This is a genomic window from bacterium SCSIO 12844 (assembly GCA_024397935.1).
In the GTDB taxonomy this organism is placed as follows: domain Bacteria; phylum Pseudomonadota; class Gammaproteobacteria; order Francisellales; family Francisellaceae; genus M0027.
The window spans coordinates 2376594-2388423 of sequence record CP073743.1 but is presented as its reverse complement, the minus strand read 5'-3'; the positions used below and the strand labels follow the sequence as shown (position 1 = coordinate 2388423).

Genomic DNA, 11830 nt, shown 5'->3' with positions numbered 1-11830 from the left:
ATTAATTTATACAGTCTCTTGTGGTCTCAGTTTAAATAAATTCTCTATATTGTTAAAAATAAAATGCATGAGAGAAGTAATTAAGATACCAATTAAAATACCAAGTGCTCTTAACAAGCCATCAGTGATAACTGTTGTTGGACCTAAACTAGGAAACGCTGTAATTGATAAAGCAATCGCAGCTTGTAAGCCACCATAGCCATGCTTATGATGTTGAAAATGATAGTAAATAAAAAAACCACTAATTAGAAAGAATCCTAATAATAGATAAAATAAACCATAAGTAGCAATAAAAATTAGTAAACTACCAAATAAAATGCCAATTAAGCAGCCAATCAATCGTTGTGAGCCTTTTAATACGGTTTCCCCTGAATCAAGCTGAGTAATTGCTAAAATAGTAATTGCCATATTCAAAATACCGCCTGGAATATCAAATAACTGCCACAGATAGATTGCTAGTATAATAGAAATACTAATAAATAAAGCATAACGTAATGCATGATAAGTTGATTGAATTTTAAATTGTGGTTTTTTATTAGCTTTTTTAATTGGAAAAAATGCTAGCTGTATGATGACAATACATAGTACACCGATGATATTGGTGAAAATACGATCTTTTGCAATCATTAATCCATCACCAGGAGAGAGGATAAAGGAAGTGCCAATGATAATCATATGTACGACTATAAATAGTAAAAAATAAAATTCAGTTGTTTTTTTTGATAAATAAAACCCCATAAAGCTTATTAAAATCAGAATAATAACAGACCCCCAGACAAGGGGAGGAACAATTAAAACGAAGCCTAAAGCTGCGAAGCATCCAGTAAGTGTACCTAAAATTCGACGCCAGCTTTTATAAACAATACCTTCTTGTACATTCGCTGCAATGGCAAATGCAGCAATAGGTGCCCAAAAGGATAAACCGATATGTAGATAAAAAGTGATAATAATAGCTACTAAAGCAGCAAAAGCAGTTCGATAGGCAACAATTAAATTTACAAATGAGTGTTCTTTGAATAAAAGTTCTTTAAAACCAGACATTTGCATCAGAGCCTAATCTAAATTCTTTGCTAAGCTCTGTGGGATCAAGCTTAATAATGACAGGAAAGCGATAATCAAGTCTAATCCAATCAACTAGCGGGCTAATATCAGGTAAGGCTTTATAGGCTGAATATTCAGGTCGATTAACGCCTTTGCCTACTGATAGTACAGTGCCTTTTAATAGATGAAAGCCTGTTACACTAGTCATTATTGTGACTGACTGACCAACTTTAATATCACTTAAATCTGATTCTTTTACATTAGCAATGACAACCCATTCATCAGTATTGATAATTGAAAAAAGTGGCTCACCTTTGGTTATGTAATCACCAGGCTCTAGATGAAAGTTAGAAGCGATACCTGATAATCTAGCTTTGACTTGACACTGTTCAATATTGTGTAACACTTGGTTAATTTTGGCTGTAATTACTTTAATTTGTGAGATGGTATTATTTAAATTAGCCGTGATATTGGCTACTTGTGTTTGAGTTGTAATATATTTTGAGTGTTCTTGCTCTAGTGATTCTAAACTTTGATCATATTGATTTTGTGAAATTTCATTTGCTTTGGATAGTTCAGTATAGCGACTTGTTTTTCGTTTCTGTATTTCAAATAGTTTTTTGCCTACAGCCATTTGTGCTTTAGCTAATTTTAATTGTCTTTGAATGTCTATTTTTTGTAGCTCTAATTGTTGTTTTTGAGCTTGTAGAATATTTTTTTCTAAAATTAATGAACTATCATCCAACTTAAATAAAATATCGCCTTTTTTAACGATGGTATTATCATGAATAAAAATTTTTTCAACCTGATTGCTTTGAAGGGCATTAACTCTGGAAAAACGGCTATAAAGATAAGCATCACGAGTAAAATGGCCAAAAAAAGTTACATAGAAAAAAATAGCAATAAAAATCACTAAAATAGTGATAAACAGGGTTAAAAGGTATGATGTTTTAATTTTCATAAAATTTTATGAATTATAGCTAGTTGATTTATTCTAAGTTTAACAAATAAGACTTTGAGACAAAATATGATTATTGATTTATATTTTATTTAAAATGATGTTTTAGCAATTGTAAGTAACTTAATTCATCTGGCATTTGCGCTGTTTTTTGAGATTGCCAGATCATCTCTGCTAAAATTTCCATCATTTGATGCTCAATTTGTTCTTGTGACTGTTTTTTGCTTAATTGTTCATTGAAAAAATGTTGAATACCTTTCGGACGGTCAGTTTTAATTTGATCACGAATCGCTAAATGCAGGCTTAAATGTAAAAATGGATTTGTTTGTCCTTTTTCAGGTGTGTAATCATAATCTTCATATTTAGATGGGTTTTCAATAACTGCTTGATATTCAGGGTGTTCACTAATTACTTGAACAATTTCATTCTCAAGTGGTGTTAGGGGCAAATGATTTTGATATTTCTTCCAAGCATCAAAAAATTGAGCTCTTAATGATTGGCGATTATTGCCATAAAACATTATTGATCACCTTTATATAAAATTTTATCTTTAAATTCACATTCTTTATAAATAATACAATGATCACACAATGGTTTTCGAGCTTTACAGATATAGCGGCCATGAAGTATTAGCCAGTGATGGGCATCTTGAAGATATGCTTTAGGGATTACTTTTAATAGATTATCTTCAACTTGATTAACTGTTTTGCCTGGTGCTAGATTTAAACGATTGGATAATCTGAAAATATGTGTATCAACCGCCATAGTAGGTTGGTTAAATGCAGTATTTAGAATGACATTAGCTGTTTTTCTACCGACACCTGGTAAGCTTTCAAGTGCTTTTCGATTATCAGGCACTTGTGAGTTATGCGTTTCAATGAGCATTTGACAAGTTTTAATAATATTTTTAGCTTTAGAGCGATATAAGCCAATACTTTTTATATATTTGATTAAACCATCTTCGCCTAAGGCTAAAATCTTTTCCGGTGTATTAGCAATAGGATAAAGTTTATCCGTTGCTTTATTAACGCTAACATCAGTTGCTTGAGCTGATAAGATCACAGAAATTAATAGTTCAAATGTTGATTGGTAAGTTAACTCGGTTGTTGGCTTTTCATTATTTGCTTTAAATAGCTCAAAAATACGTTTAATTTTAGTTTTATTCATAAAGTTTACTTTTTTAGCTGCTTCTTTTTTGCGCGAAATTGTGCCAGTGCTTGTTGAATATAATCTTGTTTTGATTGTTTATCATCAAGCTTATTTTTTTCTGAAGTTACAGATATTTTATTTTGAATATGCTTTTGACGCTGATATTGTTCTTCTAAGTTTAAACGTTTGATTCTAGCATCATGGCGACTACGATAGTGATTTTTTAGCTTTTCTTGTTCATCATAGGCTAAATTCGTTGGTTGTTTGTAATTAGCTAACTCGATTAAATCAATACAATCCATTGGGCAAGGCTCGATGCATAGTTCACAGCCAGTGCATTCTGCCTCAATGACAGTATGCATTAGGCGATTAGCACCACTTATTGCATCAACAGGGCATACTTGGATACATTTAGTGCAACCAATACATAAATCTTCGTTAATTACAGCAACATGCCTTGGTTCTTCAATGCCATTATCAGGATTTAATTCTAAAACTTCACGATTAAGTAATTTGGATAGTTTTTCAATACCAACTTTTCCTCCTGGTGGGCATTGGTTATGCAATGTACCTTCACTAATCGCATGAGCATAGTCCATACAGTCTTTATAACCACATTGGGTGCACTGTGTTTGTGGTAATAATTGGTCAATTTCTTTCGCTGTAATTTTCATTTAATTCAAAAAAGTAGTTTTAAGCTTATTTATGATAAAAATTCTTGCTCAATAATAACGGATTTTGTCTAATTTGACGAGAAAATTTATGGTACTAAGATGCACAATAAAAATAATGTTTGATATTTTGAGGTAACATATAACAAGTCTGATAAATATGAGGTTGCAAAAACTGAAATTTATAATTACGTTAAAACACTTGATCAACCCTTTTCTTCTGTAGCTAGTTTGAATCAGGGCCTGTCTGACCAAGCTCGAGAAAATAGTATTAATTAATTTTAAATTTTTATATAAGCGGTATCAAAAAAATCACAATATTAATTACCAAGGCGATCGTCCAAGCTAAAGATCTTAATGTGGCTAAATTAAGTAGATATAAAACACCATAAATTACTCGAAATATAAGATAACTGATCGCGAGCATATTAAGGGTTGATAGATTTATATTACCCAGTATGTGAGCTGATAAAATCGCAGCTACAAAAATAGGTAATGCTTCAAAACTATTTTGACTTGCCCAATGCGCTCTTTGTCTATAACCGTGTAACTTTTGTAAAAATAACCTCGGTGCATGATTGTGTGCAAGATAACCTTTTTTGCATTTTGCTATTACAATCCATAGATACGGTAATAAACAGGCGATAACAATACACCAGATACTAATTGCCATTGTTGAAAATCCATTTTTTAATCATTTAGTTAAGCGCTTTGATTGTATCAACTTTAAGTTATAATGTAACTGTAAAAACTTAGATAAATTAATTATTGCTAAATAAAAATTGACGTAACTAAAAATAATTAGTACATTTTGAAATCAAATTTATACAGTGTGTGGCTGTATTTTGTGTAGGTGTGTGAGTTTTATATAACAATAGGTTGGGTTGTAAAATGCCAAAGGATTACAGAGACTTAAATCAATTTGTTCTTCGTAAAAAAGATGAAGTAATTTATAATATTCAGTTAAGTCGAATAGGTTATATTAATGGTTTAAGTGAACAAACTTGTTTAACAGCTGAGCGTCAAAATAGTTATCAAATAGCTTATCAAAAGCAATTAAAGCAAACAATTAAGCAAGCAAAAATTTTGATTTCTGATGATAAAGTAGACTATTTATTAGAAAAAATAATTGCTAAAGATAGGATGCGTAAAGCAAGTGATCTATGTTTTGATTTCCATCAATTAGATGCAAGGATAAAGTATCTACAGCTAAATTGTTTAAGCTTAGCTGAATTTTATAATCAAGTGGTAGAACTTAGCTATGCAAATTGTACATCTCAAGCAATGTGTTTATGCCATTTATTAGAACAAGCAGGTTTAGAAACAAGGCTTTTTGGTATTACAAATTATCATGATGTGACAATTGTTTTAGGCTTAGATAAGCAGTCTGTGATTATTTCTGATCCATGGGCTGATTACCAGTTTGAAATTCAATTAGATCATAAAATGAACTCTTTAAACGAAATTTTGCATCCAGAAAAATATGATAAAGTTATTACAGTTTTGGCTCAATACTACCCATTTATTGAAAAATATATAGATGATACAGTCACGTGTACATTTTCGATACGTGACCCAAACCAATATTTACGCAAAGTTGCAGCTAAAAGAACCTATCAAACTAAAAATGATAGTGAAATAAAGCAAATAAACTTAATGCCTGATGAGCAGTCAAAAGAAAAAATTTATACATTTTAAGTGTAGAGGCATTAATTTATTGTGCCTCGATGCTTATGCTAATAGCTCTTTAGATAGGCTTAGTTAAATCAATTTTATAAACCTCAAAGCCTAATTGGTTAATACCTTGAGCAGTAACTGGGTATTGAGCATGTTTGAGAATATAATTTTTGGCTTCTTTAGTTGGTGCACTTTCAAATATAATATCTAAGTTAGCTTGACTATAAATAGGTGCAATAGACCAATTGGGTTTTAATGATGATACTAGGCTTTGGTGTTTTTTAGATTTTTCAGTAATGTAATGACTTACTATTTCACGTAGACTATCAGCAGATTGATAAACGATAATAGGTTTTTTAGTGCCAGCAAACGATTTGCCAAATGCACGATAATTATTCGTTGATAAAATAAATAATTGATCATTTTTAATTGGTTTGCCATGATAGCTTAGCTTTTCAATTCGCTGCTATTTGGATTGATTACATGACACTCATTATCATAGCGAGGTGCTTTAGTAACGTTAATTTGATAATTGATACCATCGATAATATCAAAATTATAAGTTCGATATTGCCAATTAATCAGGTTTTGCTTTTTGGTTATATTAGGGTTAATTTGGTTAAATTGACCACTTGCACACTCAAGCCATTCTTTTAATTGTTGGCCATTAATTTTAAGCGCAACTAATGTATTAGGGTATGCATATAAATCTGAGATGTTTTTAAGTGATAACTGACCTTGAGCAACATTAACATAGCCATTAGGATCATTATGGCGATTACCTGCTTTAAAAGGTGCCATTGCAGCTAATATTGGTAGATTTTTATATTGCTTATCTTTTTTAATGATTGATTTGATATAGCTAATTTGAGCATCATTAATGATGCGAATTGAAGGCGAAAACTGTATTAATGCTAAAAATGAATTTAAAGGAATATGACTATAACCAACGGCTTGATTCATATACTTGACAGTGCCATTATGATCAGATTGTAATGCTAAAAGAATGGCTTTGTTGGGTTTAAGTTTACTTTTAGCAACAGAAATAGACTGAGCTTTGCCTGATTGAATTACCCATTTACCATCTTTATTTGATAAGATAAGATTAATAACGCCAAGATGACTACCCCAATAGCCTGGCATGGTTGCATAAACACCATTAATTGTTCCGTTTTTAAGATTCACATTAGGTATATTTTTAAAGTCATTAGATGGAAATACGCCATGACTATGACCAAATAGGATGATATTAATGCCTTTAATTTGAGATAAGTAGTATACGGCGTTTTCAATACCTTTATGATAAGGCTCATTGGATAAGCCAGAGTGAGGGATTGCAATAATTAAATCTGCACCTTGTTGTTTCATCTTAGGTACTAATTCTTTAGCTACTTCAATTATATCACGAACAACAACTTTTCCTTGTAAATTTTGTTTATCCCAAAGCATAATCTGTGGCGGTACAAAACCAATAAAACCAATTTTAAGCGTATGCTTTTTGCCTTTTGTATCTATCAGCTGTATAGATTTAATTAAATATTGTCGGAAATAAGGTTTTAATGGTTTTCTGTGACCATCATCATAGTAGACATTAGCATTAATATAGGGAAAATTAGCGCCAGATATTGCCTTATTTAAATAGTCAAGCCCAAAATTAAAATCATGATTACCTAAGTTTGCAACACTATAATTCAGTTGATTCAGTGCTTTATAAGCTGGATGTAACCCCTCTGTATCTAGGCCTTTATGGTAAACATAATCGCCCATAGGATTACCTTGTAGAATATCGCCATTATCAACTAGGATGGTATTTTTGTTTTTAGCTTGTTGTTGTTTAATTAAACTGGCGGTTAATGCTAAGCCAAACTGATTTGATGATTTATCTTGATAATAATCATAATTATCGAAGTAGCTGTGTAAATCAGTTGTCTCTAGTATCTGTAAATCAATGGTTTGTGCAAATAATGGTTTAAAAAATACTAAAGCAAATACAATGCTATATAGATATTTCATATTGATATTTATTCCTTTTTAAAAGTATTGAAGCTAGCTTGTATGAAAGTCAGAAATCATGAATGTTTCAGGGCAATTATCATTTTTTGCATGATTAGCTAATGGTAATAATTCAGCTAGATGTGGTAAATTAATACCATTGAGTAATGGTAGGTTGACATAGACATCAACTAACATATTATTCTGACAACCAAGATAGACTTTGTCACTGGCACCTTTTCCAAATGCTTGATCAAACTCATTGTTAAATTCAGAAATTGTCATAGATTTACCGATATGACTATCAATAAATAGCATTAAGTTTTTTGAATTGTTGATTTCATCAATTAGTTCGATAGCTTGATCATAATAGTCATTTTGATTGAGTAATTGGCAGCTACCATGTTTATTCCATTCATAACGTTCAAGGCATGAACCATGTGCATAGCTTGGCATTAACCGTAATAGATTAGTTGAGGTATCATTATCAAGTTGTAATGGGTTGTAGTCACAAAAACTACTTTCTTTTTTTGTATTGCAAAAACCATAATTAGTACCACAAGCATTTTGATTGGGCCATAAGCCATGCAGACTAAAATGTGTTGCATTATAATTATCTTTTGGAAAATCTAAACATTCAGGTTTACCTTGTTTATAACCATAAGTTTGACAAAAACCACTTTGCCAGCTTAAAGCGAGTACATAGCTATCTGCTTTACCAGGTTGTTGTACACAGCTTGAAGTTGGATCAACATGTGCAATACCACAAGATTGACTAACCCAGCGTAAAGTATTTTCAGGTGCATTAACAATATATAAGCGATACCAGGATGGGTTTTCGTCAGTATTACCTTCAGTAATATCATATGTTTCACCTTTTGAGATAGTGATATCTCCTGGATTTGTTTGTTTATTTTTTGATACGTAGGCGGGACAAGATTCAGCTGTGACATCAAATGTACCAGATAAGGGGGATGCATTGATATTAAGCGGAATAAACGTAATGCTAATTAGCGCTATTTGTATGATAGAGGTATAATTTTTAAAGCATTTCATCGGTTAAATTCCTTTCTGATGAAATAATTAAATTAAGTTGACGATACGGTGATGCGTATCATTTGTCAAATTGTTTTTCAAAGACATACCACTTGCAATATGTTAACTTCAAGTTCATATTAATTTTGAAATTAACATAATATTATATGGGCGAAAAAGCTCAAGTAGAACTGGTTTCTTTGAAATTAAAAGATGCTGAAAAAATCAATTTTGATGGCATTGTATTAGAGTCAATTTATACACCTGGAATACTGATGATTCATATAGTTATTTAATTGATAATAAAGTATTTACGGGAGATACATTATTGATTAGAGGCTCTGGAAGAACGGATTTTCAAAATGGTTGCCCCTATGTTCAGTATGATAGCATTACTAATAAATTATTTAGATTAGATGAAAATACGCTTGTCTATCCCGCACATGATTATAATGGAAGTACTTCAAGTACAATATGGGAAGAGAAAAACTTTAATCCAAGGCTTCAAGTGAATTCAGCTGATGAATATGCTGAAATTATGAACAATCTAAATTTAGCAAATCCAAAGTATATGGATATTGCAGTACCATTAAATCTAAAGTGTGGTCTTGCATAGTTAGGGTTGTAGAGGTGCGATTCATCGCGCCTTAGAGAGTATAGAACTTATTTCACAAACGGAAACCAAAGCATTGATAGTATTCTTTGTGTTTGATGTGGGTTTCTATAAGGTGCTAGACCAATTTGCATTTGTTGATGGCCTTTTTTAGGTTGTTTGCGATAAGTGCCAAATAGGCGATCCCATATCGATAGATTAAAACCATAATTACTATTCGTCTCTTTGGTAATGACCGAGTGATGAATGCGATGCATATCAGGTGTTACAATAAAACTACGTAGTAATTTATCAAATAAGCGATTTAAATGAATATTACTATGATTAAACATTGAAGTTGCATTTAAGATTACTTCAAATAAAAGCACACTAACAGCTGGCGCACCAATAAATATAATTGCTGCAAATTTAATTAATAATGACAGAATAATCTCACCTGGATGAAATCGTAAACCTGTGGTTACATCAATATCTTGATCAATATGGTGTACACGATGAAAGCGCCATAGAATCGGTAAAGCATGAAAGATAACATGTTGTAAATAAATGACAAAATCTAAAAAAATAATAGATAGAATAACTGATAGATAAAAGGGTGGATTTAGATAATAAAATAAACCAAATTGTTGTGAATTTGCCCATAATGCAACCCCTATAGCTGCAGTGGGAAAGAGAATTTTTAAGATAATACTATTTAAAATGACAATCGTAATATTATTAAACCAGCGTGTTGGTTTTTTAATTGCTAATTGACGCTTTGGAATAATGATCTCTAACATGCCCATAATAACAAAAATACTAAAAAATGCGCCTAAGCGAATCCAAATCTCATAGTCTAATAAATGCATTTAAATTTCCAATTCATCATTTTAATTGAGGATACTGCATTTGAAGTTTTGTTACCATCATATAAATGACAATTAATAAGCTGACTATAACAATAATATTTAATAGGTGAAATAAAGTATAATATCGAAATGGCTTTAGGATTGTCTTGATATTTCTATAATTAATTTGTTTGATAATAAAAATACCTACTACACCAGCAATTATTTGTGCTAAAAAACTAGTACGTGGCAATACAATAAAGACAGGTGCTTTTCCATGTTTAGATATTGTGACATTGGATGAATATATTGATGCATTAGATAGTGATAAGATTGAACAAATCATTCAATCAAATCGACGTCTCTACAAATGGTATAAATTTGCGTGAGGTTTTTCTTGTTAGATAATCAGTATTAATTGAAAGATCAATAGGATCTAATACAACCGATTTAAACCATTTAACGCGGCAACGCGATAGGCTTCAGCCATTGTTGGATAGTTAAAGGTAGTATTAACAAAGTACATTAATGTATTAGCCTTACCTTTTTGTGACATAATTGCTTGGCCAATATGAATAATTTCAGATGCTTGATTGCCAAAGCAATGAATACCAAGAATTTTTAAACTCTCTCTGTGAAATAAAATCTTTAACATACCTGTTTTTCTACCAGCAATTTGTGCTCTGGCTAAATCTTTAAAAAAAGAGTGACCAATTTCATAGGGTATTTTTTCAGCGGTTAATTCTTTTTCAGTTTTACCAACTGAAGATATTTCTGGCAGTGTGTAAATACCTGTTGGTATATCTTTAACTAAATGTGCGTCGCAATGACCTTCTAAAATATGCGTTGCTGCAAAACGACCTTGATCAAAAGCAGCAGATGCTAGAGATGGATAACCAACCACATCACCAACAGCGTAAATATGTGAATGATTTAATGTTTGATAGTTTTCATTAATTTCTACAGAGCCCCGAGAGTCAGTTTTGATATGAATTTTTTCTAATCCCATACGATCTGTATTACCTGTTCTACCTTGAGCAAATAAAAAGTAGTCTGAGTGGATTACTTTATTGGACTTTAAAGTTAGAGTAATGCCATGATCATCAGCAACAATAGATTTATAAGACTCATTATGACGAATTCTAACGCCTTGCTCTCTTAAGTGGTAACTTAAAGCATCAATAATCTCATCATCTAAAAAAGATAATAATTGACTGCGTGTATTAATTAGATTGACACGCATTTTTAGCGTTCTAAAAATAGAAGCATATTCACAGCCAATTACACCAGCACCATAAATAGTAATACTCTTAGGGCTTTCTTTTAAGTTAAGTACTTTATCACTGTCTAATATTCTTGGATGATCAAAATCAACACCCTCAGGTCGATAAGGACGCGAGCCAGTTGCAATAACAAAGCTATCAGCTGTTAATGTCTCAGTCTGATGATCATCGGCAGTAACTAGAATTGTATTGGCATCAATAAACTGTGCATGACCATGGTGCATGGTCACATCATTACGTTTATAAAAGCCAACTCGTAATTCAACTTGTTGTTTGATAACTTCTTTTGCGCTTTCAAGCATTTGTGTGTAGCTAAAGTCATGGTATTTAGAGTGAAATGCATATTCTTTTACTGCATGGCGTAATGCTTTTGAAGGAATGGTGCCACGGTGGATACAGTTGCCACCAACGGAGCGTTTCTCTTCAATGATTGCAACATTTTTACCAGATTTTGCCAATTTCAGTGCAGCACCTTCACCAGCTGGGCCACTTCCGATAACAATGGTATCATAATGCATAGATAAACCTTATATAGTATTAAGTTTAAGATAAATTTTTATTTGTATTCTATCGGCGTATTGTAG

12 protein-coding genes and 1 pseudogene are annotated in these 11830 nt (G+C 31.7%); 2 read left to right on the top strand and 11 right to left on the bottom strand.

Features of this window, described 5'->3' with window-relative positions; genetic code table 11:
• Nucleotides 1-6: 6 nt before the first annotated feature.
• The 6 genes from KFE69_10640 to KFE69_10615 all read right to left on the bottom strand — a co-directional run bounded on the left by KFE69_10640 (nt 7) and on the right by KFE69_10615 (nt 4492).
• The gene (locus tag KFE69_10640) at nt 7-1041 is read right to left on the bottom strand and encodes an FUSC family protein (GenBank protein ID UTW41954.1); all 1035 of its coding nucleotides are present in this window, start codon (nt 1039-1041) and stop codon (nt 7-9) included.
• Nucleotides 1028-2002, bottom strand: coding sequence for an HlyD family secretion protein (locus KFE69_10635; GenBank protein ID UTW41953.1), 975 nt, complete (start codon nt 2000-2002; stop codon nt 1028-1030). The genes KFE69_10640 and KFE69_10635 overlap by 14 nt, the downstream gene beginning before the upstream one ends.
• An 85-nt stretch (nt 2003-2087) precedes the next feature.
• Entirely contained in the window at nt 2088-2519 is a 432-nt protein-coding gene (locus tag KFE69_10630) for a DUF1841 family protein (GenBank protein UTW41952.1), read from the bottom strand.
• Nucleotides 2519-3166, bottom strand: a complete 648-nt coding sequence (gene nth / locus KFE69_10625) for an endonuclease III (protein UTW41951.1) — start codon at nt 3164-3166, stop codon at nt 2519-2521. Before nth ends, KFE69_10630 begins: the two co-directional genes overlap by 1 nt.
• Before the next feature lie 5 nt (nt 3167-3171).
• Complete coding sequence (locus tag KFE69_10620) at nt 3172-3822, bottom strand: RnfABCDGE type electron transport complex subunit B (protein UTW41950.1); 651 nt, start codon at nt 3820-3822, stop codon at nt 3172-3174.
• Nucleotides 3823-4108: 286 nt separating this feature from the next.
• Nucleotides 4109-4492 (bottom strand): MAPEG family protein, encoded by a 384-nt coding sequence (locus KFE69_10615; protein UTW41949.1) that lies wholly within the window; start codon nt 4490-4492, stop codon nt 4109-4111.
• A gap of 218 nt (nt 4493-4710) precedes the next feature.
• On the opposite strand from KFE69_10615, the gene KFE69_10610 reads away from it, so the two are divergent.
• Nucleotides 4711-5517 carry a hypothetical protein gene (locus KFE69_10610; GenBank protein UTW41948.1) on the top strand — a complete coding sequence of 269 codons (807 nt, stop codon included), beginning with the start codon at nt 4711-4713 and terminating at the stop codon, nt 5515-5517.
• A gap of 49 nt (nt 5518-5566) precedes the next feature.
• Here the strand turns inward: KFE69_10610 and KFE69_10605 are convergent.
• Together KFE69_10605 and KFE69_10600 are read right to left on the bottom strand one after the other, a co-directional pair.
• Nucleotides 5567-7509, bottom strand: a pseudogene (locus KFE69_10605) (bifunctional 2',3'-cyclic-nucleotide 2'-phosphodiesterase/3'-nucleotidase).
• Between the two features lie 33 nt (nt 7510-7542).
• A complete protein-coding gene (locus KFE69_10600) occupies nt 7543-8544 on the bottom strand; it encodes a ribonuclease I (protein UTW41947.1) in 1002 nt (333 codons plus the stop codon).
• 307 nt (nt 8545-8851) lie between these two features.
• Here KFE69_10600 and KFE69_10595 point away from each other — a divergent pair, with 307 nt between their 5' ends.
• Nucleotides 8852-9139: a hypothetical protein gene (locus KFE69_10595; protein ID UTW41946.1), complete on the top strand. Its 288-nt coding sequence runs from the start codon at nt 8852-8854 to the stop codon at nt 9137-9139.
• A 47-nt stretch (nt 9140-9186) separates the two neighbouring features.
• Here the strand turns inward: KFE69_10595 and KFE69_10590 are convergent, their stop codons facing one another.
• The 3 genes from KFE69_10590 to sthA form a co-directional block, all read right to left on the bottom strand.
• Nucleotides 9187-9984 (bottom strand): sterol desaturase family protein, encoded by a 798-nt coding sequence (locus KFE69_10590; GenBank protein UTW41945.1) that lies wholly within the window; start codon nt 9982-9984, stop codon nt 9187-9189.
• Nucleotides 9985-10000: 16 nt separating this feature from the next.
• Nucleotides 10001-10309 carry a hypothetical protein gene (locus KFE69_10585; protein UTW41944.1) on the bottom strand — a complete coding sequence of 103 codons (309 nt, stop codon included), beginning with the start codon at nt 10307-10309 and terminating at the stop codon, nt 10001-10003.
• 90 nt (nt 10310-10399) lie between these two features.
• Nucleotides 10400-11764 carry a Si-specific NAD(P)(+) transhydrogenase gene (sthA, locus tag KFE69_10580; protein UTW41943.1) on the bottom strand — a complete coding sequence of 455 codons (1365 nt, stop codon included), beginning with the start codon at nt 11762-11764 and terminating at the stop codon, nt 10400-10402.
• Nucleotides 11765-11830: the final 66 nt, after the last annotated feature.

Excerpts from the sequence above, each read along its gene's own strand:
- KFE69_10610 (UTW41948.1), top strand. The coding sequence starts at position 4,711 with ATGCCAAAGGATTACAGAGACTTAAATCAATTTGTTCTTCGTAAAAAA.
- KFE69_10585 (UTW41944.1), bottom strand. The coding sequence starts at position 10,309 with ATGATTTGTTCAATCTTATCACTATCTAATGCATCAATATATTCATCC.
- KFE69_10600 (UTW41947.1), bottom strand. The coding sequence starts at position 8,544 with ATGAAATGCTTTAAAAATTATACCTCTATCATACAAATAGCGCTAATT.
- KFE69_10620 (UTW41950.1), bottom strand. The coding sequence starts at position 3,822 with ATGAAAATTACAGCGAAAGAAATTGACCAATTATTACCACAAACACAG.
- nth (UTW41951.1), bottom strand. The coding sequence starts at position 3,166 with ATGAATAAAACTAAAATTAAACGTATTTTTGAGCTATTTAAAGCAAAT.
- KFE69_10635 (UTW41953.1), bottom strand. The coding sequence starts at position 2,002 with ATGAAAATTAAAACATCATACCTTTTAACCCTGTTTATCACTATTTTA.
- sthA (UTW41943.1), bottom strand. The coding sequence starts at position 11,764 with ATGCATTATGATACCATTGTTATCGGAAGTGGCCCAGCTGGTGAAGGT.
- KFE69_10640 (UTW41954.1), bottom strand. The coding sequence starts at position 1,041 with ATGTCTGGTTTTAAAGAACTTTTATTCAAAGAACACTCATTTGTAAAT.
- KFE69_10590 (UTW41945.1), bottom strand. The coding sequence starts at position 9,984 with ATGCATTTATTAGACTATGAGATTTGGATTCGCTTAGGCGCATTTTTT.
- KFE69_10615 (UTW41949.1), bottom strand. The coding sequence starts at position 4,492 with ATGGCAATTAGTATCTGGTGTATTGTTATCGCCTGTTTATTACCGTAT.
- KFE69_10630 (UTW41952.1), bottom strand. The coding sequence starts at position 2,519 with ATGTTTTATGGCAATAATCGCCAATCATTAAGAGCTCAATTTTTTGAT.